Source organism: Variovorax sp. YR266 (assembly GCF_900107295.1).
GTDB lineage: Bacteria > Pseudomonadota > Gammaproteobacteria > Burkholderiales > Burkholderiaceae_C > Variovorax.
This window is the reverse complement of record NZ_FNPM01000002.1, coordinates 703456-729677: the sequence shown is the minus strand read 5'-3', so window position 1 is coordinate 729677 and position 26222 is coordinate 703456. Positions and strand designations below refer to the sequence as shown.

The window sequence follows — 26222 nt, the reverse complement described above, 5'->3', positions numbered from 1 at the left end:
AAAAGGCAGGATTCAGAAAGAAAAAGGGCAGCGCGGTAAACCGGGCTGCCCTCGACGCAAAAGCGCGTGCCTTACTTCGAAGCAGCGCCGGTGGTCTTGCCGAAGCGGTTGCGGAACTTCTCGACGCGGCCGCCCATGTTGTCGACCGACTTCTGAGTGCCGGTGTAGAACGGGTGCGATTCGCTCGTGGTGTCGAGCTTGAACAGCGGCAGTTCGCGACCGTCGTCGGTCTTGCCCATTTCCTTGGTGTTCGCGCACGAACGGGTCACGAACTTGAAGCCGTTCGACATGTCGACGAACAGAACTTCGCGGTAATTCGGGTGGATGCCTTCTTTTGCCATGGTCTTTCCTTTTGCGCTGTTGGAATCAATGCGCGGTCGATGCGAGAGCCACGTGCCGGACGAAGCTGCCCAGCCGCACTTTTCGCGGAGCCCATGATTATCGCATACTGCCCCATTTCCGAGCAAACCGGGCCTCCCCCATGACCTCTGCGCTTCTTCGTGTCGGCCTCGTTGGCTATGGTTTTGCCGGCCAGACCTTCCACGCGCCCGTGCTTTCGGCCGTTCCGGGGCTCGAATTGGCGGCTGTGGCTAGTTCGCAGCCGCACAGGGTGCACGCCGACTGGCCCGGTGTTGCCGTGGTGCCGGACGTAGCGGCGCTCGTGGCCCGCTCCGACATCGATCTGGTTGTGGTGGCCACGCCCAACGCCCAGCACTATCCGGTCGCCAGAGCGGCGCTGGAGGCCGGCAAGCACGTGGTAGTGGACAAGCCTTTCACGCTCGATGTGGCCGAAGCGAGGGGGCTTGAATTGTTGTCTAAGCGCAACAATCGTGTCCTGGCGGTCTACCAGAACCGGCGTTTCGATGCCGATTTCCTGACCCTCAAGGATGTTCTGGCGTCCGGTGAGCTGGGCCGCCCCGTGTACCTGGAGTCGCATTTCGACCGCTTCCGGCCCGAGGTAAAGGAGCGCTGGCGCGAGCAGGCCGTGCCGGGTTCGGGCCTTTGGGTGGACCTGGGTGCTCATCTGGTCGACCAGGCGGTGCAACTGTTCGGCCGGCCTGACACGGTTCAACTCGACACTGCGGTCCTGCGCGATCGCGCTGTAGTCGAGGACTACTTTCACGCCGTGCTGCGGTACGACAGTGGGCCGCACGCGCCGCTGCGCGTGGTGCTGCATTCGACGACGTTGGCAGCGCATGCGGCACCGCGCTACATCGTCCACGGCACGCGCGGCAGCTACGTCAAGTACGGCGTCGATACGCAGGAAGATGCGCTGCGCGCCGGGCAGCGGCCGCCGGCCGAAGGGTGGGGCGCAGATCTGCTCGATGGCGAGCTCACGCTGATTGGCAGTGATGGAGCATCCAGCAAGCGCAACATTCCCACCCGCGCCGGCAACTATGTCGACTACTACGTCGCAGTGCGCGATGCCATCCTCGGCCGCGGCTCGAACCCCGTGCCGCCCGAGCAGGCTGTCGCTCTGATGGAACTGCTTGACCTCGGCCGCCAGAGCGCCCTCGAAGGCCGCGCCCTGCATGCAGGGCGCCCATGAAAAAAGCGCGTTGACCCGTGAGGGCCAACGCGCTTTTGCGGGAGAGCGTGGTGCTCAGCCGCCGCGACGCATCATGTCGAAGAACTCGACATTGGTCTTGGTCGCCTTCATGTTCTTGAGCATCAGCTCCATCGACTCGATCTCGTCCATGTTGTACATGAGCTGACGCAGGATGCGGGTCTTCTGCAGGATCTCGGGTGCCAGCAGCAGTTCTTCGCGGCGGGTGCCGCTGCGATTGAGCTGGATCGAGGGGAACACGCGCTTTTCGTACAAGCGGCGGTCGAGGTGGATTTCGGAGTTGCCGGTGCCCTTGAACTCTTCGAAGATCACTTCGTCCATGCGGCTGCCGGTATCGATCAGCGCGGTGCCGATGATGGTCAGCGAGCCGCCTTCTTCCACGTTCCGCGCGGCGCCCAGGAAGCGCTTGGGGCGCTGCAGGGCGTTGGAATCGACACCGCCCGTCAGCACCTTGCCCGACGAGGGCACGACGTTGTTGTAGGCGCGGGCCAGGCGGGTGATCGAGTCGAGCAGGATCACCACGTCCTTCTTGAGTTCGACCAGGCGCTTGGCGCGCTCGATCACCATTTCGGCGACGTGCACATGGCGCGCAGCGGGCTCGTCGAAGGTCGAAGCAATGACTTCACCCTTCACCGTGCGCTGCATTTCGGTCACTTCTTCAGGGCGCTCGTCGACGAGCAGCACCATCATGTGAACGTCGGGGTAGTTGGCACTGATCGCGTGGGCGATGTGCTGCATCATCACCGTCTTGCCGCTCTTGGGCGGCGCCACGAGCAGGGCGCGCTGGCCTTTGCCGATGGGGGCGATGATGTCGATGATGCGGCCCGTGATGTTCTCTTCGCCCTTGACGCCGTCGCGCTCCAGCTTCATCTGCTCCTTGGGGAACAGCGGCGTCAGGTTTTCGAACATCACCTTGTGCTTGTTCTGCTCCGGCGGACCGTCGTTGACCTTGTCGAGCTTGGTCAGTGCGAAGTAGCGCTCGCCGTCCTTGGGCGTGCGCACTTCGCCTTCGATCATGTCGCCGGTGTGCAGGTTGAAGCGACGCACCTGGCTGGGCGAGATGTAGATGTCGTCCGTGCTGGCCGTGAAGCTGGTGTCGGGGCTGCGCAGGAAGCCGAAGCCGTCGGGCAGTATTTCGAGCACACCGTCGGCGAAGACCTGCTCGCCGGCTTTTGCGCGCTTCTTGATGATCGCGAACATCAGCTCCTGCTTGCGCATGCGGCCGACGTTTTCGATTTCAAGCGCTTCAGCCTGCTTGAGGACTTCAGACACGTGGAGTGCCTTGAGTTCGTTTAAGTGCATGGAATGACCCCTCGCGGGGTAATCGAACGGAAAACGGGGGGAGGTTGGGTGTGAAGCGAGAACTGCCTCACCAACCGGGGAACTCGAACCGGTTGCCTGAATGAAAGGGCCGGTGATCTGTGGGAGATTATGACAGGAAAAACGCGCCGGCCAACGCATTGCGCGCTGGCCGGTTGAAATGTCGCTTAAGCGAGTTGCTGGTCGATGAAGGCCGTGAGTTGCGCCTTGCTCATGGCGCCGACCTTGGTGGCGGCCAGCTGGCCGTCCTTGAACAGCATCAGCGTGGGGATGCCGCGAATGCCGAACTTGGCGGGGATGTCGCGGTTCTCGTCCACGTTCAGCTTGGCGATCTGCAGCTTGCCTTCGTAGGTGGCCGACACTTCGTCCAGGATGGGGGCGATCATCTTGCAGGGGCCGCACCATTCGGCCCAGTAGTCGACCAGCACGGGCTGGCTGGACTTGAGCACGTCGGCCTCGAAGGAGGAATCGGAGATGTGTTTGATGAGTTCGCTGGCCATGTGATGGATCCTTGTGCGCAGAGAGTTTCGGTGCAGCTAAAGTGCTGGTCATTGTGACAGAAACCAAGGGGTGGCGTGCCTTGCAGGGCCGCTATGGCGGCGATAGCCAAAGCCCTTGCGTGTCACGTCCACGCGCTCTCCAACCCCTCGATAGAACATGAACGAAGGCCACCCCGTCCAGGCCCTGTGGTGCGATCCCGCCGACGGCGTCGTCGCGCGGATCGTCCGCGCGCTCGCCGAGCGCCAGCTGCATGCCGCCCGTACCGTGGTGCTGGTGCCCTATGCGCAGCTGATGGGCGTGGCGCGCGCCATGTGGGCGCGATGTGGCAGCCCCGGCTTCGTGCCGCGCTTCGAAACCACCCACAACTGGGCCCGCAGCGCGGGCGGTTTCGTGCCGACCGGCTACGACATCGCGCACGACATGGCGCGCGATCTCGTCACGGCGCAGGCACTGCTGTCGCAGGCCGGTTTCAACGCCGAGCGTTTCGCCCTGGCCGGCCGCGTCGTCGAGCTGGCGTATCAACTGGCGCCCCTTGCCGCTGCCGTGACGCCTGAAGAGCGGGGCGGTGATTGGGCGCAGCGCGCGGCAGTCGTGGCCGAGGCGGGCAGCGAATCGGAGTGGTTCCGCATAGAAAGCGCGCTGATCCGCATCGCCGTCGCGTGGACCTCGACCTCGGGCTACGCAACCGACGTGCTCCAGCGCGACAGCACCCGCGCGCAGGTCGATGCGCTGATCGTGCTCGAGGGCTTCCAGACCGATCCGCTCACGCAATCTCTCTGCAAGCTGTGGGGCGACCATGCCCTTCATCTCTCGCTCGTGCCCTCCGGTGTGCTGGCGCAACCCTGTGCCTCGCACATCGCCCTCGACCCCGAAGACGAGGCCGAACTCGCCGCCGCCTGCGTGCTGCGCCACCTCGCCGAAGACCGCGCACCGGTCGCCCTGGTCGCGACCGACCGTGCCCTCACGCGCCGTATCAGCGCCCAGTTGAGCGCGCAAGGCGTCGTCACGCACGACGAAACCGGCTGGAAGCTCTCGACCACGCGCGCCGCCGCCACGCTGATGAGCGCGCTGCGCGCCTGCGCCCACGACGCCGCCAGCGACCAGGTGCTCGAATGGCTCAAGAGCGGCGTCGACGGTGACGCACCGACCGTACAGTTGCTCGAAGCACGTCTGCGCCGTGAAGGCCAGCGCGACTGGTCGGCGTGGTGTGCATTCATGGCACGCAGCGAGAAACCACAAGACGCCACGCTGCTGTCCTTCACCGAGGCCATCGAAGAACGCCGAGCGCCCATGACCCGCTCGCGCCCCTTGGCCGAATGGCTGCATGCGCTGCGCGAACTGCTGGAGGCCAGCGGCCAATGGGCGTTGCTCGACGAAGACCTCGCCGGCGGCAAAGTGATCGGCGCCCTGTGGCTCGATGCCGGCGCGCACGGCGACGACGACGAATTCCCCGGTGGCCGCCACACGCTGGCCGAATTCACCGCCTGGGTCCGCGACGTGCTGGAAGACGCGAGCTTTGTGCCCCCTGCCGGCGACCAGGCGCCTAAGGTCGTGGTGCTGCCGCTATACCAACTGCTGGGCCGCGCGTTCGGCGCGGTGGTCATTCCCGGCTGCGACGACCGCCGCCTGCCCGCATCGCCCGAGCCGCCCGGCAACTGGAGCGCGGCGCAGCGCCTCGAGCTGGGCCTGCCGTCGCGCGAAACGCTCGAAGCTGCACAGCGTGCGGCCTGGGCTGCGGCCTTGCACAACCCGTCGTGCGAGTTGATCTGGCGCCAATCTGATGCCAGCGGCGAGCCGGTGCGGCCCAGCCCGCTCGTACAGGCGCTGCAGCTCGACCACGCGCTGCAGCCCTCGGCCGACCCGCGCACACCGCGCGAGGTGGCAGTGCAGCCAACAAAGTATCCGACCCCCTCGGGCGCGCTCCTGCCGCTGGAGAACATCTCCACCAGCGTGTACGAAGACCTGCGGCGCTGCCCCTACCGTTTTTTCGCGCTGCGGCAACTGGGCCTGCGCAGCGCAGACGAACTCGACGCCGAGATCGACAAGCGCGACTTCGGCAACTGGTTGCATGCCGTGCTCGGCCACTTCCACGAGGCGCTGGCCGCAACCCCGACGCAGGATGCGCAGGAACGCACCGCCCTCATCGAAGAGGCGGCCCGGCGGTCGATGCACGAGCTCAGCCTCTCCGAGGCGGAGTTCCTGCCTTTCGCTGCGGCATGGCCCGCGGTGCGCGACGGCTATCTCGGCTGGCTCACCGGGCACGAGGCGGCCGGAGCCGTCTTCGCCGAAGCCGAGCCGTGGAAAGACCAGCCGCTGGGCAACCTGCGGTTGATCGGCCGGCTCGACCGCATCGACCGCATGCCCGACGGCCAAGCCTTCGTGATCGACTACAAGACCGAGTCGGCAGCCGTCAGCAAGGAGCGCGTGAAAGACCCGACCGAAGACACGCAGCTGGCCTTCTACGCCGCGCTGGTGGCCGACGACACCTTGCGCGCGGCCTACGTCAACGTGGGCGAAAAATCCTCCGGCACGCAGACCGTCGAGCAGCCTGCCGTCGTGGAAGCCAGGGACGCACTGGTGGCCGGCATCATCCATGACTTCACGCGCATCGCGCAGGGTGCAGCGCTACCGCCACTGGGGGAGGGCGCCGTCTGCGATTACTGCGCCGCAAGAGGCCTCTGCCGCAAGGACTTCTGGGAGGCGTCGAAATGAACGGCGCAGCCTACGAGCACAACGGCCAGCATGTCACGCGCGAGGCCTTCTACACCGTCGCATGCGACCCGCGCCGCTCGGTTGCCGTCGAGGCCTGTGCTGGCGCCGGCAAGACCTGGATGCTGGTGTCGCGCATCCTGCGTGCGTTGCTCGAAGAGGGCGAATCCGCCTGCGAGCCACACGAGATCCTGGCCATCACCTTCACGAAGAAGGCGGCCGGCGAAATGCGCGAGCGGCTCGACCAGTGGCTCGAAGACTTCGCCGAACGAACACCGGAAGAGCTGGTCGGCCAACTCCTGATGCGCGGCGTCGAGCCTGCAGCCGCGCTGGCTGCCGTGCCGCGCCTGAAAGGCCTCTACCGACGCCTGCTCGAAGGCGGCCGGCCGGTGCAGTTCCGCACCTTCCACGCCTGGTTCGCGGGCTTGCTGCGCAATGCGCCGCTGGCGGTGCTGCGCGAATTGGGCCTGCCTTCGAACTACGAACTGCTCGAAGACGACGCCGAGGCGCGCGGGCACACATGGCGGCCATTCTTCGAGGCCGTGACCGCCGACAGGAACGCGCTGGCCGACTACTACGCCGTCGTCGCCACGCACGGCCGCTCGCAGACGGCCAAGGCCTTGAGCGAGGCGCTGTCGAAGCGTGTCGAGTTCTCTCTGGCCGACGCGGAGAACGCCGTGCTGCATTTCAGCGTGTTCTATCCATCGCTCGAGGGCCTGGCTGACCCGACCGAGGCCTTGCGGGGCGAGCAGGTTCGCCAGCGTTGGCTCGACCGCGCCGCGGCGCTCGGCCGCGAGAGCAACAAGACGCCGCAGAAGGCGGCCGAAGCCATCATCGACGTGTTCGGCACGGGCGAACCCTCCGGCGATTCGCTGGCTGCCGCGCTCGCGCACCTGCGCAAGAACTTCTTCGTGGCGACCGAGGACCGCCTCAACAAGAATCTGCAGAAATTCCCTGCCGCGCAAGAGGCCGAGGCCGAGCTGCAGGTGCTGTGCGGCGCACAGGCCCAACACGCCGCATGGCTCTACCAGCAGCGCATGACGCGGCTCACGCGCATCCTGATCGCGGCTTTTGCCGATGTGAAGCGCGCCCACGGCTGGGTCGACATGAACGACGTCGAGCAGGCTGCGCAGTTGCTGCTCGGCCAGTCGGCCCTGTCGGGATGGGTCCAGGAGCGGCTCGATGCGCGCATCGCGCACCTGCTGATCGACGAGTTCCAGGACACCAACCCGCTGCAATGGCAGGCGCTCTACGGCTGGCTCAGCGCGTACACGGGCGCTCAGGGCCGCGCGCCGCGCGTGTTCATCGTGGGCGACCCGAAGCAGAGCATCTACCGCTTCCGTCGGGCCGAGCCGCAGGTTTTCATCGCTGCCAAGAAGTTCGTGCGCGAAGGGCTCGACGGCGAGCTGTTGAACTGCGACCACACCCACCGCAATGCGCGTTCCGTGGTCGGACTGGTCAACGCAGCGATGCTGGCCGCACAGGAGGCCGGCGAGTTCGACGGCTACCGCGCCCACACCACCGAGCGCGGCGACGAAGGCGAACTGCTCAAGCTGCCGGCCATCGACCGTGATGCGCTCGGCGATATGGCCGAAGCAGCGCCGGCCGACGACGGCATGCTGCACTGGCGCGACAGCCTCGTCACGCCGCGCGTGCTGCCCGAAGAGCAACTGCTGCAGAAAGAATGCGAACAGGCCGCGCAATGGGTCGCGCAGCGCATCGCCGACGGCACGCCCCCGCGGCAGATCATGGTGCTGGCGCGCAGGCGCAGCCGGCTCTCGGCCATGCAGGACGCGCTGCGCCAGCGCCACATCCCCGTGCAGCAGCCCGAGAAAAACGACCTGCACGACGCGCCCGAAGTGCAGGACGTGGTTGCGCTGATCGACGCGCTGGTGTCGCCCGCGCACGATCTTTCGCTGGCGCGGGCGCTGAAGTCGCCGGTGTTCGGCATCGACGACGAGGCGCTGGTGCAACTCGCGCTGCGCCAGCGCGAGCGCGGGGCGGTGAGCTGGTTCGCGTTGATCCAGAAGGACGAGAGCCTGCCGCCAACGTTGATCGAAGTGGGCCCGAAGCTCAAGAAATGGCAGCGCTGGCTGATGACTCTGCCGCCCCACGACGCGCTCGACGCGATCTTTCACGACGGCGACCTGCTCGCGAAATTCGGCGCCGCGGTTCCGGCCGCGATGCGCCAGAGCGCGCTGGCCAATCTGCGCGGCGTGTTGTCCGCGTCGCTCGACATCGATGGCGCGCGTTTCGCCACGCCGTATGCACTGGTGCGCGCGCTGCGTGCGGGCGGCGTTCGCGCCCCGACAGTAGCAGCGCCCGATGCGGTGCAATTGCTGACCGTGCACGGCGCGAAGGGGCTGGAAGCCGACACCGTGCTCATGCTCGATTGCGACGCGCCGCCACCGCGCGCCCAGACCATGGGCGTGCTCGTCGAATGGAAGGGCAGCGACAGCGCACCGACGCGCTTCGTGTTCCTCGCAAGCGAGAAGACGCCGCCGGCCTGCGCCGCAACGCTGCTCGAAGAAGAGCAACGCGCGCGCCACCGCGAAGAACTCAATGGCCTTTATGTGGCCACCACGCGGGCGCGCGAGCGGCTGGTGCTGTCGTCGGTGCGTCCGGCGCGTGCCAACGAAGGCAGCTGGTGGACGCGCCTGGAGCCCCTGTGCGAGCCCACCGAGGCCGACGAGCCGCTGGTCGCGCTTCCAACCGAGACCGGCGCGGCCAGCTTCTCGATGAAGCACATGCCGGTAGCGCCTGCACCCACCGAACAACCGTCTGCAAAGAAGGCTGCCAACACCACGATCGATGCGCGAGCCGCCGCTTTCGGCCAGGCCATGCACCGGCTGCTCGAATGGGCGGTGCCGGGCGAGCCGCTACCGGCCGCCCACGTGCGCGCCGCAGCCCGCGAATTCATGCTCGATGCCCAGCAGGCACGCGGTGCCGCCGCGCTGGCCCAGCGCATCCGCGCGGGCGAAGGGGCGTGGGTGTGGGACGATCGCAGGGTCGACTGGCATGGCAACGAAGTCACGCTGGTGCATGAAGGCGAAACCTTGCGCATCGACCGTCTGGTGCGCGAGCGCGACGGCGGCGCCTGGTGGATCCTCGATTACAAATCCGCGGCGCGCCCCGAACGGGACGCCGCGCTGATCGCACAGATGCAGCGCTACCGCGCGGCAGTGCAACATGCCTATCCCGGTGCCACGGTGCGCGTCGCGTTCCTCACCGGGCAGGGCGAACTGGTAAATCTCGAATGACTGTTTCCCCTACCGTCGCCGTCATCGGCGGCGGACCTGCTGGCCTGATGGCGGCTGAAGTCTTGAGCGCCTCCGGTGCGCAAGTGCACGTCTATGACGCGATGCCTTCGGTGGGCCGCAAGTTTTTGCTGGCCGGCCGCGGCGGGTTGAATCTCACGCACTCGGAGCCCTTCGATGTGTTCATGAGCCGCTTCGGCGAGCGCCGCGCGCAGCTGGAGCCGATGCTTGCGCAGTTCGGGCCGCAGCAGGTGCGCGAATGGGCGACCGGCCTTGGAATCGAGACCTTTGTCGGCACGTCGGGGCGTGTGTTTCCGACCGACATGAAAGCCGCGCCGTTGCTGCGTGCGTGGCTGCATCGGCTGCGTGCGGCGGGTGTGCAGTTTCATATGCGGCATCGCTGGGTGGGCGATGGGCCGTTCGATGCGGCGGCGTTGCGATTCGTCACTCCGGTTGGCGAGGTCACGGCGAAGGCCGACGCCGTGGTGCTGGCATTGGGCGGCGCAAGCTGGGCGCGCCTCGGCTCCGACGGCGCGTGGGCGCCATGGCTGCAGGCGCAGGGCGTGGAGGTGGCGCCGCTGCTGCCCGCTAACTCCGGCTTCGACGGTGCGGGCTGGAGCGAGCATTTCTCCAGCCGCTTCGCGGGGCAGCCCTTCAAGTCGGTCGCGACTTCCTTCACTGACAGTCAGGGACGGCACTTTGCACGCAAGGGCGAGTTCGTTGCGACGGCCACGGGTATCGAAGGCAGCCTGATCTATGCGGCATCGGCGCTGCTGCGCGACGAGATCGCTGCAAAAGGAAGTGCGACGCTGCTGCTGGACCTGCTGCCCGACCGCAGCGCCGAGCAGGTGCTGGCCGCAGTGACGCATCCGCGCGGCGCTCGCTCGCTCAGCAGCCACCTCAAGAGCCGGCTCGGGCTTGAAGGCATCAAGGCCGGCGTGCTGCACGAGGCATTGAGCCGCGAAGCGATGCAGGATGCGGCGCAACTGGCGGCGACGATCAAGGCCGTGCCTTTGAAGCTCGTCGCGACGCGGCCGGTCGACGAGGCAATCAGCACGGCAGGCGGCGTGCGCTTTGATGCGCTGGATGCGCAGTTGATGGCGAACGCACTGCCCGGCGTGTTCGCGGCAGGGGAGATGCTCGATTGGGAAGCGCCGACTGGTGGCTACCTGCTGACGGCGTCGATGGCCAGTGGCGCTGCGGCAGCACGCGGCGCGATCCAGCGGCTGGGCCTGTGAAGGCCTCGCGCCGTTGGAATTTCTGTCGCTGAGAGTTTTTGCAAGCCTCGTTTCATTTCGCACGGAATGAAACGAAGCCGCTGAAGAGGTTGACGAGCCTTACCCCTGGCACTGACTACGCAGTTAGGGCTGCTTGGTTCCCCACCTGACCCGGTTGGCCACTTCACCATGCAGGGAGGCCCGTCAGCACGCATTGTAACCCCCCAGGATGCGCGCACTTCGTGTCGCTTCTCCTTCCCCCTGCCGGGGGGCGATACCTGAGGCCCCGGTGAAGCCGGTTCCTCGGTGTCCCACGAAAAGGCAGGCCTTTTTGATTGCGGGGTAGGGCTGAGGGCCGGCGCCGTGCCTTTTAGAATGCCCGCAATGTCTTATCTCGTGCTCGCTCGCAAGTTCCGTCCGAAAACCTTCGGTGAGATGGTCGGTCAGGGGCATGTGGTTCAGGCGCTCGAGAACGCGTTGACCACGCAGCGCCTGCATCACGCCTATCTTTTCACCGGCACCCGGGGTGTCGGCAAGACCACGGTCTCGCGGATTCTGGCGAAGTCGCTCAACTGCCAGGGGCCGGACGGGCAGGGCGGCATCACGGCCACGCCGTGTGGCGTGTGCCAGGCCTGCCGCGACATCGACTCGGGCCGCTTCGTGGACTACACCGAGCTCGACGCGGCCTCGAACCGCGGTGTGGACGAGGTGCAGTCGTTGCTCGAACAGGCCGTCTACAAGCCGGTGCAGGGGCGCTTCAAGGTCTTCATGATCGACGAAGTGCACATGCTCACGAACACCGCGTTCAACGCGATGCTGAAGACGCTCGAGGAGCCGCCCGAGTACCTCAAGTTCGTGCTGGCCACGACCGATCCGCAGAAGGTGCCGGTCACGGTGCTGTCGCGCTGCCTGCAGTTCAACCTGCGGCCGATGGCGCCCGAGACGGTGCTCGAGCACCTCACCAGCGTGCTGCAGACCGAGAATGTCCCGGCCGAGCCGCAGGCGCTGCGCCTGCTGGCGCGCGCGGCGCGCGGCTCGATGCGCGACGCGCTCTCGCTCACCGACCAGGCCATCGCATTCGGCAACGGCGAGCTGGTCGAGGCCGGCGTGCGCCAGATGCTCGGCAGCGTCGATCGCGGCCATGTGTTCCGCCTGATCGAGGCGCTGGCGCAGGGCGATGGCAGGACGGTGGTCGAGACATCGGAGGCGCTGCGCGTCGACGGCATGTCCGCCGCTTCCACGCTCGAGGAAATGACGGCGGTGCTGCAGGCCATGGCCGTGCTGCAGGCCGTGCCCTCGCGGGCGGAGTCGGCCGATTCCGCCACCGACCCCGACGCGGCCGACACCGCTCGCCTCGCCGCGCTGATGCCGGCCGACGAGACGCAACTGCTGTACAGCCTGTGCCTGCATGGCCGCGGCGAGCTGGGCCTGGCCCCCGACGAGTACGCCGCCCTGACCATGGTGCTGTTGCGGCTATTGGCCTTCAAACCTTCCAGCGCGGCTGCTTCGACGGCCTCCCCGGAAAAAAAAACTCTGAATGAAGCTGCGGCCGTGGCGCCGGTAGCTCCGGCGCGCGCCGTGCCACCCGCTCCGGCCCCCGCGCCGGTGGTTCGCCCCCCGGTCGAATCGCCTGCTGCACCCGCGCCAGCGCCTGCCTACGCTGCCTCGGTTCCCGCCGGCCATCGCCTCGCCGTGGTCGACGAACCCCGGCAGGCCGAACCCCGCCCCGGCGCTGCCGCCGAAGCACCCGCCCGGGTTGTCGGCGTGCCCATCCGCGTGCAGCCTCCGCCCAGTGCCCGCGACACGCCACGCGCCGACGAGCCGCGCAGCACCTTCACCCCCATTCCGACCAGCGAAGACGGCGATTTCTGGTACGCCACGGTCTCCCAACTGATCGCGGCCGAGGCCATCGCCGCCTTGGCGCGTGAACTGGCGCTGCAGTCGCAGCTGGTGGGCCGCGACACTGACCAGTGGCTGCTGCGCATCGAGCGCGAAACGCTCAACCAGCCGTCCAGCCGCGAAAAGCTGACGGCTGCGCTGGGCAGCCTGGGCCACGACGTCAAGCTCGCCATCGAGATCGGCAGCGTGGTCGACAGCCCCGCGCGCCGCAACAAGCAGGCCGCCGACGAGCGGCAGCGCGTGGCCGAAGAGGCCATCCTCAGCGACCCCGAAGTGCAGGCGCTGATGCGCGACTTCGATGCGAAGATCGTCCCTGGCACGCTGAAACCAGCCTGAGCTTCCGTCTCTCTTATCCTTCACCCACTTTCCAACCAGACACAGGACCAACGATGTTCAACAAAGGACAACTGGCCGGCCTCATGAAGCAGGCGCAGGCAATGCAGGACAACCTCAAGAAGGCCCAGGAAGAGCTGGCCCACATCGAGGTCGAAGGCGAATCCGGCGCCGGCCTCGTCAAGGTCGTCATGACTTGCAAGCACGACGTCAAGCGCATCACCATCGACCCCAGCCTGCTGGCGGACGACAAGGACATGCTCGAAGACCTCGTGGCAGCCGCCTTCAACGCCGCCGTGCGCAAGGCCGAGGAAACCAGCGAGCAGAAGATGGGCAAGCTGACGGCCGGCATGCCAGGTCTGCCGCCCGGCATGAAGCTGCCGTTCTGAGCGAGCGATCGCAATAAATGGCAGACGCCAGTTCGCTCGACGCCTTGGTCGATGCGCTGCGCCGCCTGCCCGGTGTCGGCGTCAAGTCGGCCTCGCGCATGGCATTCCACCTGCTGCAGCACGACCGCGAGGGCGCACAGCTGCTCGCACGCGCACTGCAGCAGGCCGCAGGCCACGTGCGGCATTGCGAACGCTGCAACACCTTTACCGAGGCGCCGGTCTGCAACGTCTGCCTCGACACGCGGCGCGATGCGAGCAAGCTCTGCGTGGTCGAGACGCCGGCCGACCAGGCCGCGCTCGAACGCACCGGCGCGTTCCGCGGCTATTACTTCGTGCTGATGGGCAAGCTGAGTCCGCTCGACGGCATCGGGCCGAAGGACATCGGCCTGCAGAAGCTCTTCGACCGCGCGCGCGACGGCACGGTGAGCGAGGTCATCCTCGCCACGAACTTCACCGCTGAGGGCGAGGCCACCGCGCACGTGATCGGCGAAGCTCTGAAGCAGCATGGCCTGACCGTGACGCGCCTTGCACGCGGCGTGCCGGCAGGCAGCGAGCTCGAGTACGTCGATCTCGGCACCATCGCCCATGCCCTGGTAGACCGCAGGTAACACGAGCAACGCTGTCCGGGCACTCGCGTTTCCGCTCGATATCGCAATACTTTTTCCGGCGCGATGAAGCCTTGGCGAAGGCTTCTCGGAGAGGCCTTCGTGCTTACGTGAAAACCCGCACGGGATCACCCCGATGCAGCCGTGTGGTGCGGCCCCTAAGCTCGATTCAGTTCTTACGAGTCACAGAGCCAACGGGCAACGTTTCATGCTTCATCGCCGCACTCTCATTTCAGCTACTGCCGCCATTGCCGCTGCAACCATCGCGTTGCCGCGTGTCTTTGCACAGCAGGCGAAGCTGGAGAAGACGAAGATCTCCATCGCGGTCGGCGGCAAGGCGGCGTTCTACTACCTGCCGCTCACCATCTCGGAGCAGCTCGGCTACTTCAAGGCCGAAGGGCTCGATGTGGAGATTTCCGATTTCGCCGGCGGCGCACGTGCGCTGCAGGCGGTGGTCGGCGGTTCGGCCGATGTCTGCTCGGGCGCCTACGAACACACCATCAACCTGCAGGCCAAGAACCAGTTCTTCCAGGCCTTCGTGTTGCAGGGCCGTGCACCGCAGATCGCGGTGGGCGTGTCGACCAAGAACATGGCCGGCTACACCGGCATCCAGGATCTCAAGGGGAAGAAGATCGGCGTCTCCGCGCCGGGCTCGTCGACCAACATGGTGGCTAACCTCGTGCTCTCGCGCGGCGGGCTCAAGGCCAGTGACGTGAGCTTCATCGGCGTGGGCGTGGCGGCCGGTGCGCTCACCGCGCTGCGCTCGGGCCAGATCGACGCCATCAGCAACACCGACCCGGTGATGACGATGCTGGAGCAGAAGGGTGACGTGAAGATCATCAGCGACACGCGCACGCTCAAGGGCACGCTGCAGGTGTTCGGCGGCACGATGCCGGCGGCCTGCCTGTATGCGTCGAGCGAGTTCATCCAGAAGAATCCCAACACCTGCCAGGCGCTGGCGAATGCCATCGTGCACGGCCTGAAGTGGCTGCAGACGGCGGGGCCCGGCGACATCATCAAGACGGTGCCCGAGACTTATCTGCTCGGCGATCGCGCGCTGTATCTCGCGTCGTTCGACAAGGTGCGCGAATCGATCGCCACCGACGGCCTCGTGCCGGTCGACGGCCCCAAGACGGCGCTCACTGCGATCGCAAGCTTCGATACCACCGTGAAGGCCGACAAGATCGACCTTGCGAAAACCTACACCAACGATTTTGCTAGGCGCGCGAAAGACAGGTTCAAAGCCTGATTCCGAACGCCCCCGCGACCCGGCCTCGGCCGGGTTTTTTACGCCATGTCCGACTACGCACTCGAACTTCTCTCCATCAGCTGCACCTTCCATTCGAAGGACGATCCGGGCCAGCGCTACACGGCGGTGTCCGACACCACGCTGCGCATCAGGGCAGGGGAGTTCGTCTCGGTGGTCGGACCCACGGGCTGCGGCAAGTCGACACTGCTGAACGTGGGCGCGGGCCTGCTCGAGCCTTCTTCGGGCATCGTGAAGGTCTTCGGCCAGACGCTCGAGGGCATCAACACGCGCGCCGGCTACATGTTCCAGACCGAGGCGCTGATGCCCTGGCGCAGCGCCGTCGACAACGTGATGGTGGGCCTGCAATACCGCGGCGTGCCCGATGCCGAGGCGCGCGAGCAGGCCGAGGCCTGGCTCTCGCGCGTGGGCCTTACGGGTTTCGGCGACCGCTATCCGCACCAGCTTTCCGGCGGCATGCGCAAGCGCGTGGCGCTGGCGCAGACGCTGGTGCTCGACCCCGACATCATCCTCATGGACGAACCCTTCAGTGCGCTCGACGTCCAGACGCGCCAGTTGATGGAGAACGAGGTGCTCGACCTCTGGAGCGCAAAGAAGAAGGCCGTGCTGTTCATCACGCACGACCTCGACGAGGCCATTGCCATGAGCGACCGCGTGGTGGTGCTGTCGGCCGGCCCGGCGACGCACCCCATCGGCGAGTTCCCCATCGACCTTGCAAGGCCGCGCGACGTGGCCGAGGTGCGCACGCAGCCGCGCTTCGTCGAACTGCACACCCAGATCTGGGAGGTGCTACGCGACGAGGTGCTCAAGGGCTATGCGCAGCAACTGAGGAAGGCCGCCTGATGCCTCGCCTCGGACTCAATGAACGCAACGCGCGCTTCTGGCAGCTGGCACTGCTGGTGGTGATCCTGGTGGCGTGGCACATCGCCTCGCGCAACCAGCAGTTCGCCTTCTTCCTCGGCGAGCCGATCCAGGTGGCGGGCCGCATCTGGAGCTGGTTCCTGCCTTTTGAACTGCCGGCCAATGGGCTCTTTCCCGAAGGGCTGAAGGGCAACGCCGACATCTACCAGCACCTGGGCACCACGCTGCTGGAGACAGTGCTGGCCTTCGTCATCGGCACAGTGCTGGGCCTGGCCTGCGGGCTGTGGCTGGCGCTCGCGCCCACGGCGAGCCTGATCCTCGACCCCTACATCAAGGCCGCCAATTCGATGCCGCGCGTGATCCTCGCGCCCATCTTCGCGCTGTGGTTCGGGCTGGGCATCTGGAGCAAGGTGGCGCTGGCGGTCACGCTGGTGTTCTTCATCGTGTTCTTCAACGTCTACCAGGGCGTGCGCGAGGTGAGCCCGGTGGTGCTGGCCAACGCGAAGATGCTGGGCGCCAACCAGCGGCAGCTGCTGCGCACGGTGTACCTGCCGAGCGCGACCAGCTGGGTGTTTTCCAGCCTGCACACTTCGGTCGGCCTGGCCTTCGTGGGTGCGGTGGTGGGCGAGTACCTGGGCTCGGCGCGGGGCGTGGGTTATCTGATCCTGCAGGCGGAGGGCACCTTCGACGTCAACACGGTGTTCGCCGGCATTGTGGTGCTCACGGCCTTTGCGCTGGCGCTCGACGGGATCGTAGGGCTCATCGAAAAGCGCCTGATGAAGTGGCAGCCGAAGACCGGCGAGACCGAAAAGCTGTAGAGCCCTCATGCGATGATCCTGCGCGGCGCTGAGGAGTGCCGCAACGATCCACGGGGGTAAACGAACAATGAGCCACGACCACAAGCGGGCCACGACCTTGCGCTCGCGCGACCAGGCCGCCAAGGTTTCGAACGAAGAGCTGTTCTTCGACCTGGTCTACGCGTTTTCAGTCACGCAGCTTTCCCACTACCTGCTGGACCACCTCACGCTATTGGGTGCGCTGCAGACGCTGGTCATGTGGTTCGCCGTCTGGCTGGGCTGGCAGTACACGGCCTGGACCACCAACTGGTTCAACCCCAGCGCGCTGCGCATCCGCGGCGTACTGTTCGCAATCATGCTGCTGGCGATGGTGATGGCCTCGGCGCTGCCAGGGGCCTTTGCCGAGCGGGGACTGGCGTTCGCGCTGTGCTTTGTGGGCATCCAGGCGGGGCGCACGCTCTGCATGCTGATCGCCATCGGCCCGAACGATCCGCTCACGCCCAACTTCCGCCGTCTGCTGGCCTGGAACTGCGTGGCCGGGGTGTTCTGGATTGCCGGTGGCCTGGCCGATGGGCCGGCGCGCCTCGCACTCTGGTTCGGCGGCGTTTTGTGCGAGTACATCGCACCGATGATCGGCTTGCGCTTTCCGGGCCTGGGCCGTTCGCTGACCAGCGACTGGACCATCGACGGCGGCCACCTCGCCGAGCGCTGCCAGCTGTTCGTGATTGTTGCGCTGGGCGAGTCGGTGCTGGCCACCGGCATCGCCTTCGGGCACCACCCCGAATGGCATGGGAGCGATCTGTTCGCGCTGCTCGTGGGCTTCGCGGGCAGCCTGGCGATGTGGTGGATGTACTTCGACACCAGCGCCAAGGAGGCGACCCACGTCATCGAGCATGCGGCGGACCCGGGCGGCGTCGGCGCCAAGTTCCACTACACGCACGTCATTCTGGTGGCGGGCATCATCGTCTGCGCGGTGGCGGACGAGCTGACCATCGGAGAGGGCTCGCACCATGCCGAACTCAAGTACCTCGGTGCGCTGATCGGCGGACCGGCGCTCTATCTGTTCGGCAATGCGCTCTTCAAGCGCGTGGTGCGCGGCTTCCTGCCGCAATCGCATCTCTATGGGCTGGGCCTGCTGGCGGTGCTTGCGGTCTTCGCGTCGCACATGACGGTGATGGTGGTGGGCACGCTCACCACGGTCATCATGATCGCCGTGGCCGCGCTGGAGGCCGTGGTACGCCGCAGGGCGTGGGCCGCCAAGGCCCACTGAAGCGCGGCCAGCCTTAGCGCTTCTTCTTTGCCGGCGTGCCGCCGCGCTTCTCGCGCACGACCTGCTGCTTGCTGCTGGCAGGCACCTTGGCCACATTGGAGCCCCGCGGCGCGGCAGCCTTCGAGGACGCACCGCCACGGCGTGCGGGAGCGGCCGCGACGTGCGACGTCTGCACGGGCCGGATGCCGGTGCCCGCGCGGGTCGCAACCGTCGCGCGAACGGGCAGATACACCACCACGCTGTAGCCGCGCTTGAACGCGTGATTGGGCTTCACGTCGTTCCACTCGGCCACGTTGGCCGGCTTGAGGTTGTAGCGACGCGCGATGCTGGCAACGCTGTCGGCGCGCCCGGCCTTGACGGTCGTGCGGCGCGTGACGATCTCGGGCTGGAAGCTCAGGTGGCCGCCGTCGGCCACCACGGCCGCCACGTCTTCCTTCACGCGGGCGCCGCGCGGCACGATCAGCGTCGAGCCGGCCTTGATGAGCATGCGCGGCGGCACGTTGTTCATGGCGCGCAGGTCGGCTTCGCTCATGCCCGAGCGCTGGGCTGCGTCGGCCACCGTCATGGTGTTGGGCACGACCCAGGCGGTCCAGCTGGCGTACTGGCCCTGTGAATAGGCGTCGAAGTTGCGCTGGAACACGGCCGCGTTGTCCCACGGCAGCAGGATCTGCGGCGTGCCGGCGGCGATCAGCACCGGCTTGTGCGCTGCGGGGTTGAGCGCGCGGAAGTCGTCGAGCCGCACGTCGGCCAGCTTGGCGGCGAGCTCCACGTCGAGGTCGCGCGTGAGCGTGACCGTCTGGAAGTACGGGTGGTTGGCGATCAGCGGCAGTTCGGTGTTGAAGGCCTGCGGGTTCGCCACGATGTTCTTCACGGCCTGCAGCTTGGGCACGTACATGCGCGTTTCGGCGGGCATGGTGAGGTCGCTGTAGGTGGTGGGCAGGCCCAGGCGCTGGTTCTTGGCGATGGCGCGGCTCACGCTGCCTTCACCCCAGTTGTAGGCGGCCAGGGCCAGTTGCCAGTCGCCGAACATGCCGTAGAGCTTCTGCAGGTAGTCGAGCGCGGCGCGGGTGGAGGCCACCACGTCGCGGCGGTCGTCGCGGAAGATGTTCTGCTTCAGGTCGAAATCGGTACCGGTGGCCGGCATGAACTGCCACATGCCCGCGGCGCGCGCGCTGGAGATAGCCTGAGGGTTGAATGCACTCTCGATGTAGGGCAGCAGCGCGAGTTCGGTCGGCATGTTGCGCCGCTCGAGTTCCTCGACGATGTGGAAGATGTACTTGTTCGAGCGCTCCGTCATGCGCTGGATGTAGTCGGGCCGGCTGGCGTACCACTGCTCGCGGTCGCGCACCAGGTCGCTGTCGAGGTTGGGCATCTTGAAGCCGCGGCGGATGCGGTCCCACATGTCGACCGGCGGCGCGAGCGTGACCACGCTCTGCGAATGGGCCTGGCCGCTGGGGAGGGGGGAGAGCGAGTCGCGTGGGTAGATGGGGGCCGCGCTGCCGGCGACCTTGGAGCCGGTGCCGCCGGCCTGGGGTGACGATGAAGAAGAGGGGGAAGAGCTGTTGTTGTTCGTGCCCGCGCAGCCCGCGAGCACCAGTGAACCTGCAAGGCAGGTGGCAGCGATAAATTTCATCGGAAGTCGTTTTTCCATTGGCGCAGTGCGGCAAACACGTCGGCTTCGGCTGCATCGGCAGCAAGCTCGGCGTGGGCACGCACCGCTCTAAGGACAGTGGCTTCGCGGCTGCGAAGAAAGGGGTTGACCTGGCGTTCGATCGCCAGTTGTGACGGCAGCGTGGGCTGCCCCTTCGCGCGCAGGCTTTCGCAGCGCGCGTTGTAGTGACTCAGTTCGGCGTTGGCCGGTTCCACCGCCTGGGCGAAACGCAGGTTAGAAAGTGTGTACTCGTGAGCGCAGCAGACGCGCGTGTCGCCGGGCAAAGCGGCGAGCGCATCGAGCGAGGCCAGCATTTGCGCAGGCGTGCCCTCGAACAGCCGTCCGCAGCCACCGGAGAACAGCGTGTCGCCGCAGAACAGCAGCGGTGCGTCGTTGAGCGCGGTTTGCGCGGCGGGGAGGAAGTAGGCGATATGGCCGGCGGTATGGCCCGGCACGTCGATGACCTCGAAGCGCAGGCCGAGCACTTCCGCGATGTCGCCCTGCGCCAGCGGCGTGTACGGTTCGGGAATGCTCTCGCGTGCGGGCCCCCAGACCGGGGCGCCGGTGGCTGTATGCAGCGCAGCCACGCCCCCCGTGTGATCGGGGTGGTGGTGCGTGACTAGAATCGCGGCCAGCTGCAGCTTGTGGCGCGCCAGCGCGTCGAACACCGGTTGGGCATCGCCCGGATCCACCACGATGGCGTGGGACCCGTCGTGCAGCATCCAGATGTAGTTGTCAGCGAAGGCGGGCAGCGGAACAAGGGTCATGAGCGGTCAAATTATAGGTTTGCAGGATTGGTTCGCGACCCCCCCGGGGCGCTACCTTCTGGCTTGGGAGCAGGCCCAGTTCGATCAGGCGGTGGCCGATGTGTTCGGCTATCACGCGCTGCAGCTGGGCGCGGCAGAGGTCGACGGGCTGCGCGCCAACCGCATGCCGCACCGCTGGCTGGCGCTGGACGACCCCGCCCGCGCCAGCAAGGCAACGCTCCTGACCGACTTCGCGGCGCTGCCTTTTGCAGCCAACAGCCTCGACCTGGTGGTGATGCCGCACGCGCTCGAACTGAGTCCCGACCCGCACGCCACCCTGCGCGAGGTCGAGCGGGTGCTGGTGCCCGAAGGCCGCGTGGTGATCTGCGGGCTCAACCCGGCCAGCCTCTGGGGCATGCGGCAGCGCCGCGCGCACATCTACCGCCGGCTGGGCATCGGCGATCTTTACCTGCCCGAAGGCGGGGAGTTCATCGGCTATTGGCGTATGCGCGACTGGCTGCGCCTGCTGAGCTTCGAGGTGGAGTCGGGCCGCTTCGGCATCTACCGGCCGGCAGTGCGCAGCGAGGCCTGGCTGGAGCGCTCGCGCTGGATGGACGCCGCCGGCGAGCGCTGGTGGCCGATCTTTGGCGCAGCCTATTTTTTGGTCGCTGTGAAGCGGGTGCGCGGCATGCGCCTGCTGAGCGCCGACTGGCGGCGCGCAGGCGCCCGCGCCACCGCGCCCGTGCCCATTGCCGGCAAGGTGCATCGCAGCGAGCCGAACAAGAATTGAAATGATCGAAATCGAATGAAGAGGATCGAATGAAAGAGAAGGAAAAGTCAGTTTGAACGAAGTCGTGATCTACACCGATGGTGCGTGCAAGGGCAATCCCGGCCCCGGTGGCTGGGGCGCGTGGCTCAAGTCGGGCGCCACCGAAAAAGACCTGTTCGGCGGTGAACTCAACACCACCAACAACCGCATGGAGCTGACCGCCGTCATCGAGGGCCTGGCCGCGCTCAAGCGGCCCTGCAAGGTGCTGCTGTATCTCGACAGCCAGTACGTGCGCAAGGGCATCACCGAATGGATCCGCGGCTGGAAGGCCAAGGGCTGGCTCACCGCGAGCAAGCAGCCGGTAAAGAACGTCGAGCTCTGGCAGCGGCTCGACAAGCTGGTGAGCGAAGGCGGCCACCAGATCGAATGGCGCTGGGTCAAGGGCCACTCGGGCGATCCGGGCAACGAGCGCGCCGACATGCTGGCCAACAAGGGCGTGGACAAGGCGCTGGGGCGCCTCTGAGCCGGGCGGCCGCGGGCCGCTCTTTCTTTTACTGGCGGCTAGATCGCGCCGTCGAACATCATCACGTCGACTTCGTCGCCCGCCGCCACGCTGCCTTGATCGTGGTGCAGCACCACGAGCCCGTTGGCCTCGACCATCGAGCTGAGCACCCCGGAGCCCTGGTGGCTCGCGACGCACACTTCGGGCAACGCGCCCCGCACGTTCTTCACGAAGCCGCGCTGGTATTCGGTGCGGCCCGGCTTCTTGCGGATCGGGCTCGTGCTGCGCGCGCGCAGCAGCGGTGGCGGCGCGGCGGCTGCTTCATGGCAGCCCATCATGCGCAGCAGCGCCGGCCGCACGAAGGCCAGGAAGGTGACCATCACCGCCACCGGATTGCCCGGCAGGCCGAACAGCACGGCCGGCTGCGGTGACGCCTCGCGCGGAATCAACCCCACAGCGAGTGGACGGCCCGGGCGCATGGCCACGCGCCAGAACGCCATGTCGCCCAACTGCTGCATCACGTCGCGTGTGTGGTCAGCCGCGCCCGCGCTGACGCCGCCGCTGGTGACGATGGCATCGGCCTCGCGCGCGGCGCGCTGCAGCGTGGCGGCGAGCGTGGCCGGGTCGTCGCGCACCAGGCCGAGGTCGATCACCTCGCAGCCCAACCGCGTGAGCAGGCCGATCACGGTGTAGCGGTTGCTGTCGTACACGGCGCCTTCGCGCGGCGCGTCGCCGAGGCTCAGGATCTCGTCGCCGGTCGAAAAACAGGCCACCCGCAGCCGCCGCAGCGCGGGCACGCCCGGCAGGCCGAGGCTCGCGACCATGCCGAGCGCGGCGGGCGAGAGGCGTTCGCCCTTGTGCAGCGCGGGCTGGCCCTTCATCAGGTCTTCGCCCGCGAAGCGGCGGTTGTCGCCGCGGCGCAGCACCTTGGCCGGGAAGCACACGCGGTCGCCGTCGACCTTGCAGAACTCCTGCGGAATGACGGTGTCGAGGCCCGCCGGCATCATCGCGCCGGTCATGATGCGCACCGCATCGCCCGGGCCCAGCGCGCCGCGCCAGGCCGCGCCGGCCAGTGCCGTGCCCGCCACGCGCAGCGTGATGGAGGCGTCGATGGGTGCGTCCTTGGGCAGCACCGAGCCGTCGAAGGCGTAGCCGTCCATGGCGGAGTTGTCGTGCGGCGGCACGCTGATGGGCGAGACGATGTCTTCGGCCAGCACGCGGCCGAGGGCGTCGAGCAACGAAACGCTTTCGCGCTGCGTGACGACGGCCGTGGCCGTCAGTTGCGAAAGGAAGGCGTGGACGGCCTCGACGCTCAGGTCGGCGGCGTCGTCATAGCCCGTGAGGGTGGAAGCGATGTCTGCGATGCGGCTCATCGGTTTTCGAGTGCGTGCAGTTCGGCCAGGGTGTTGGCGTTGAAAAAGGCGTCGGGCGCGTCGCCGGGGCGGTCGAAGGGCACGTGCACCGTGCGGTGCTGCGCGGTCCATGCGTGGACCCTGCGGCCGCCGGCTTCGGTGTAGCGCTGCAGGCTGCCGCGCAGGTCGGCGCGCAGCAGGCAGAAGACGGGTTGGGGGCGCAGCACCACGTCGCCCTCGGCGGCTTCGGGCGCGGTGGCGATGGCGATTTCCGCATTGCCGGCAACGACCGCTTCGGCGAGCCGGGCGGCCAGGTCGGTCGGGAACAGGGGGGTGTCGCAAGGCACGGTCAGCAGCCAGGGCGTGGTGCAGTGCTCCAGCCCGGTCAGAAAGCCCGCGAGCGGCCCCGCATAGTCCGCGAGGCTGTCGGGCCACACTGGTACGCCGAAGGCTTCGTAGTCGGCGAGGTTGCGATTGGCATTGACCATCAGCCGGCCGACCTGCGGCCCCAGCCGCCGTATTGCATGCAGCGCCAGCGGTTCGCCGTTGAAAGGCTGCAGCCCCTTGTCGACACCGCCCATGCGCGAGCCGCGTCCGCCGGCCAGCAGCAGCCCCGTGATGTCGGCGGTTGCGATGGTGGCGTGCTCGGGCATGGCGGCCGCCTGCGTCATCCGCCGATGTAGCTCATCTCGACGCGGCGCGGGGCCTTGTCGCCGGCATCGCCGCTGTCGTCGTCCGGACCGTGCAGGGCGCGCAGCTCCGAGTAGCGGTCGGCGCGGCCCTGCCAGATGTGGCCGATGGCCGAGGAGATGTCGTCGTCGCTGGCGGTGCCGCGCAGCAGTGGGCGCAGGTCGTGGCCGGCGCTGGCGAAGAGGCAGAGGTAGAGCTTGCCTTCGGTCGACAGGCGCGCGCGGCTGCAGTCGTGGCAGAAGGCCTGGGTGACGCTGCTGATCACGCCGATTTCTCCGCCGCCGTCGGCATAGGCCCAGCGCTGGGCGGTTTCGCCGGGCGTGGCGGCTTCGAGCGGCACCAGCGGAAATTCGGCATGGATGCGCGCGATGACGTCGGCCGAGGGCAGCACTTCGTCCATGCGCCAGCCGTTGGTGGCGCCCACGTCCATGTACTCGATGAAGCGCAGCACCACCTTGCCGCCGTGGTGCGTGCGGAAGTAGCGGGCCATCGGCAAGATTTCTTGATCGTTGGCGCCGCGCTTGACCACCATGTTGACCTTGATGGGGCCGAGGCCAGCGGCGATTGCCGCGTCGATGCCGGCGAGCACGTCGGCCACAGGAAAGTCGACGTCGTTCATGTGGCGGAACACGGCGTCGTCGAGGCTGTCGAGGCTCACCGTCACGCGCTGCAGGCCGGCAGCCTTGAGCGCGCCGGCCTTGCGCGCGAGCAGCGAGCCGTTGGTGGTGAGCGTCAGCGCCAGCGGCTCGCCGGCGGGTGTGCGGATTTCGGCGAGCTGTTCGATGAGCCCTTCGATGTTCTTGCGCAGCAGCGGCTCGCCGCCGGTCAGCCGGATCTTGCGCACGCCGTGGGCGGCGAACAGGCGGGCCAGCCGCGTCATTTCCTCGAAGCTCAGCAGCGCGCTGTGCGGCAGGTACTTGTAGTCCTTGTCGAACACATCCTTCGGCATGCAGTAGCTGCAGCGGAAGTTGCAGCGGTCGGTCACGCTGATGCGCAGGTCGGTCATGGGCCGGCCCAGGCGGTCGAGCAGCAACCCCGTGGCGGGCACGGCAATCTCCGGTACGGCCACGGCGGGGCGTGCGCGGCCGATCGTGGAGATCGGGATGACGGTACTGCTGCTGTTCTTCATGGCTTCGTGGAAGGGGACTCCGATTTTGCGCCAGGCCCCAAGGGCCTGTGAATCGGAGGCTACTTGATCACCGCCGCATAAATCATGTCCCGGGTCAATGTTCTGTAATGTGTTCTGTACTTTGGCGACTGCAGCATGAGCAAGACGAACATCTCGTTCTTCGGGTCGACCCACATGTAGGTGCCGCCCGCGCCGCCCCAGTTGTATTCACCGCCGGCCGACGGGTAGGGCGCCTCGCCGTCGTTGCGGCGCACGGCAAAGCCCAGGCCGAAGCCGTAGCCCGGGCCCGGCAGGTAGAGCGGGCCGGGCACGATGCCGGCGCCCGCATTGGAATGGTCGGCGGTCATCAGCGCGATGGTGCGCGGGCCGAGGTAGCGCTTGCCGTCGAGCGAGCCGCCATTGAGCAGCATCTGCAGGAAGCGCGCGTAGTCGTTCGCTGTCGACACCAGCCCGCCGCCGCCCGACTCGTACTTGCGCACGACGCGCGGGTCGTTGAACTCGGCGCCCACGCCGAAGCTGCGGTCGCTGGCCAGCGGCTCGGCAATGCGCGGCTGGCGCGCCGGCTCTGGCACGTAGTAGCTGGTGTCCTTCATGCCCAGCGGGTCGAGCAGCCGGGTTTTCTCGAACTGGTAGAGCGACTGGCCCGACACCACCTCGATCACGCGGCCGAGGATGTCGGTCGACTGGCTGTACTCCCAGGTCGTGCCGGGCTGGTAGGCCAGCGGCAGCTTGGCAAGGCGCTGGGAGAACTCGGCCAGCGTCGGGTCGCCGGCGCCCAGGTCGGCGGCGTTGTAGGCCTGCTTCACGAGGCCCGGGCCGAAGAAGCCGTAGGTCAGGCCCGATGTGTGGCGCATCAGGTCCTGCACGGTGATCGGGCGGCGCGCGGGCACGGTGTCGAGCACCGGCTTGCCGTCGGCGTCGGGCTTCTCGACGCCCACCGTCATGGTGGCGAACTCGGGCAGGTACGTCGAGATCGGGTCGTCGAGCTTCAGGCGGCCGTCTTCCACCAGCATCATCGCGGCCACCGTGGTGATGGGCTTGCTCATCGAGTAGATGCGGAAGATGCCGTCGCGTGGCATTGGAGTGCTGGCCACAGGGGCGAGCTTGCCGACCGGTTCGAACCACGCGACCTTGCCCTGGCGCGCCACCAGCAGCACCGCGCCCGGGATCTTGCCGGCGGCCACGTCGGCCTTGAGCACGTCGGTGAGCATCTGCAGGCGCCTGGTCGAGAGACCGACCTGTTCGGGCCTGGCTGTCGGCAGCGATTGCGCCGCCGCCAGCAGGGGAAGGGCCAAGCCGAGCACGGCCGCGCGCAGGCTGCGCTTCAGGAATCTCATGGTGTTGTCTCCGTCTTGTTGTGAATGGAAAACCTGTGCCGCCTCTCGTGGGCG

The 26222-nt window shown here is 67.2% G+C and carries 22 protein-coding genes and 1 other RNA gene; 13 read left to right on the top strand and 10 right to left on the bottom strand.

Annotated features, from left to right (window positions below; genetic code table 11):
- Positions 1–71: 71 nt before the first annotated feature.
- The gene (locus tag BLW48_RS09010) at positions 72–341 is read right to left on the bottom strand and encodes a type B 50S ribosomal protein L31 (RefSeq protein ID WP_019653042.1); all 270 of its coding nucleotides are present in this window, start codon (positions 339–341) and stop codon (positions 72–74) included.
- A gap of 140 nt (positions 342–481) precedes the next feature.
- On the opposite strand from BLW48_RS09010, the gene BLW48_RS09005 reads away from it, so the two are divergent.
- On the top strand, positions 482–1549 hold the full coding sequence (locus tag BLW48_RS09005; protein WP_093174115.1) for an oxidoreductase: 1068 nt from the start codon (positions 482–484) through the stop codon (positions 1547–1549).
- A gap of 54 nt (positions 1550–1603) precedes the next feature.
- Here the strand turns inward: BLW48_RS09005 and rho are convergent, their stop codons facing one another.
- Positions 1604–2869, bottom strand: a complete 1266-nt coding sequence (rho, locus tag BLW48_RS09000) for a transcription termination factor Rho (protein ID WP_013540932.1) — start codon at positions 2867–2869, stop codon at positions 1604–1606.
- 185 nt (positions 2870–3054) lie between these two features.
- Positions 3055–3387, bottom strand: coding sequence for a thioredoxin TrxA (gene trxA, locus BLW48_RS08995; RefSeq protein ID WP_042578306.1), 333 nt, complete (start codon positions 3385–3387; stop codon positions 3055–3057).
- Positions 3388–3544: 157 nt separating this feature from the next.
- Here trxA and BLW48_RS08990 point away from each other — a divergent pair, with 157 nt between their 5' ends.
- From BLW48_RS08990 to BLW48_RS08980, 3 genes are read left to right on the top strand one after another with little or no spacing between them, the layout of a single operon-like run.
- Complete coding sequence (locus tag BLW48_RS08990; RefSeq protein WP_093174113.1) at positions 3545–6100, top strand: PD-(D/E)XK nuclease family protein; 2556 nt, start codon at positions 3545–3547, stop codon at positions 6098–6100.
- Positions 6097–9357, top strand: a complete 3261-nt coding sequence (locus BLW48_RS08985; RefSeq protein ID WP_093174111.1) for a UvrD-helicase domain-containing protein — start codon at positions 6097–6099, stop codon at positions 9355–9357. The genes BLW48_RS08990 and BLW48_RS08985 overlap by 4 nt, the downstream gene beginning before the upstream one ends.
- On the top strand, positions 9354–10592 hold the full coding sequence (locus BLW48_RS08980) for a TIGR03862 family flavoprotein (protein ID WP_093174109.1): 1239 nt from the start codon (positions 9354–9356) through the stop codon (positions 10590–10592). The genes BLW48_RS08985 and BLW48_RS08980 overlap by 4 nt, the downstream gene beginning before the upstream one ends.
- An 88-nt stretch (positions 10593–10680) precedes the next feature.
- Here the strand turns inward: BLW48_RS08980 and ffs are convergent.
- Positions 10681–10777: signal recognition particle sRNA small type (ffs, locus tag BLW48_RS08975), an RNA gene on the bottom strand.
- Positions 10778–10955: 178 nt separating this feature from the next.
- Here ffs and dnaX point away from each other — a divergent pair.
- From dnaX to BLW48_RS08940, 7 genes are all read left to right on the top strand, one after another.
- Complete coding sequence (gene dnaX, locus BLW48_RS08970; protein WP_093174107.1) at positions 10956–12806, top strand: DNA polymerase III subunit gamma/tau; 1851 nt, start codon at positions 10956–10958, stop codon at positions 12804–12806.
- 53 nt (positions 12807–12859) lie between these two features.
- Positions 12860–13192, top strand: coding sequence for a YbaB/EbfC family nucleoid-associated protein (locus tag BLW48_RS08965; RefSeq protein WP_007836669.1), 333 nt, complete (start codon positions 12860–12862; stop codon positions 13190–13192).
- 17 nt (positions 13193–13209) lie between these two features.
- Positions 13210–13800 carry a recombination mediator RecR gene (gene recR / locus BLW48_RS08960; protein ID WP_093054337.1) on the top strand — a complete coding sequence of 197 codons (591 nt, stop codon included), beginning with the start codon at positions 13210–13212 and terminating at the stop codon, positions 13798–13800.
- Positions 13801–14005: 205 nt separating this feature from the next.
- The gene (locus tag BLW48_RS08955) at positions 14006–15046 is read left to right on the top strand and encodes an ABC transporter substrate-binding protein (protein ID WP_093054339.1); all 1041 of its coding nucleotides are present in this window, start codon (positions 14006–14008) and stop codon (positions 15044–15046) included.
- A 45-nt stretch (positions 15047–15091) separates the two neighbouring features.
- Positions 15092–15907, top strand: a complete 816-nt coding sequence (locus BLW48_RS08950) for an ABC transporter ATP-binding protein (RefSeq protein ID WP_093174105.1) — start codon at positions 15092–15094, stop codon at positions 15905–15907.
- Entirely contained in the window at positions 15907–16743 is an 837-nt protein-coding gene (locus tag BLW48_RS08945; RefSeq protein ID WP_093174103.1) for an ABC transporter permease, read from the top strand. Before BLW48_RS08950 ends, BLW48_RS08945 begins: the two co-directional genes overlap by 1 nt.
- A gap of 67 nt (positions 16744–16810) precedes the next feature.
- On the top strand, positions 16811–17992 hold the full coding sequence (locus BLW48_RS08940; RefSeq protein WP_093174101.1) for a low temperature requirement protein A: 1182 nt from the start codon (positions 16811–16813) through the stop codon (positions 17990–17992).
- A 13-nt stretch (positions 17993–18005) separates the two neighbouring features.
- Here the strand turns inward: BLW48_RS08940 and BLW48_RS08935 are convergent, their stop codons facing one another.
- Together BLW48_RS08935 and gloB are read right to left on the bottom strand one after the other, a co-directional pair.
- A complete protein-coding gene (locus tag BLW48_RS08935) occupies positions 18006–19625 on the bottom strand; it encodes a transglycosylase SLT domain-containing protein (RefSeq protein ID WP_093054347.1) in 1620 nt (539 codons plus the stop codon).
- Positions 19622–20410, bottom strand: coding sequence for a hydroxyacylglutathione hydrolase (gene gloB, locus BLW48_RS08930; RefSeq protein ID WP_093174099.1), 789 nt, complete (start codon positions 20408–20410; stop codon positions 19622–19624). The genes BLW48_RS08935 and gloB overlap by 4 nt, the downstream gene beginning before the upstream one ends.
- On the opposite strand from gloB, the gene BLW48_RS08925 reads away from it, so the two are divergent.
- Positions 20409–21179 (top strand): class I SAM-dependent methyltransferase, encoded by a 771-nt coding sequence (locus tag BLW48_RS08925; protein ID WP_256216672.1) that lies wholly within the window; start codon positions 20409–20411, stop codon positions 21177–21179. The genes gloB and BLW48_RS08925 overlap by 2 nt on opposite strands.
- A gap of 52 nt (positions 21180–21231) precedes the next feature.
- Positions 21232–21681 (top strand): ribonuclease HI, encoded by a 450-nt coding sequence (gene rnhA, locus BLW48_RS08920; RefSeq protein ID WP_093054353.1) that lies wholly within the window; start codon positions 21232–21234, stop codon positions 21679–21681.
- 38 nt (positions 21682–21719) lie between these two features.
- On the opposite strand, the gene glp is transcribed toward rnhA, so the two are convergent.
- Genes glp through BLW48_RS08900 form a run of 4 tightly spaced genes read right to left on the bottom strand, consistent with a single transcriptional unit; the run spans position 21720 to position 26168 of the window.
- Entirely contained in the window at positions 21720–23033 is a 1314-nt protein-coding gene (glp, locus tag BLW48_RS08915) for a molybdopterin molybdotransferase MoeA (RefSeq protein WP_093174097.1), read from the bottom strand.
- Positions 23030–23683 carry a molybdenum cofactor guanylyltransferase MobA gene (gene mobA / locus BLW48_RS08910; protein WP_093174095.1) on the bottom strand — a complete coding sequence of 218 codons (654 nt, stop codon included), beginning with the start codon at positions 23681–23683 and terminating at the stop codon, positions 23030–23032. The genes glp and mobA overlap by 4 nt, the downstream gene beginning before the upstream one ends.
- Positions 23680–24831 carry a GTP 3',8-cyclase MoaA gene (gene moaA / locus BLW48_RS08905; protein WP_093174093.1) on the bottom strand — a complete coding sequence of 384 codons (1152 nt, stop codon included), beginning with the start codon at positions 24829–24831 and terminating at the stop codon, positions 23680–23682. The genes mobA and moaA overlap by 4 nt, the downstream gene beginning before the upstream one ends.
- Positions 24832–24890: 59 nt before the next feature.
- Positions 24891–26168 carry a serine hydrolase domain-containing protein gene (locus tag BLW48_RS08900; RefSeq protein WP_093174091.1) on the bottom strand — a complete coding sequence of 426 codons (1278 nt, stop codon included), beginning with the start codon at positions 26166–26168 and terminating at the stop codon, positions 24891–24893.
- Positions 26169–26222: the final 54 nt, after the last annotated feature.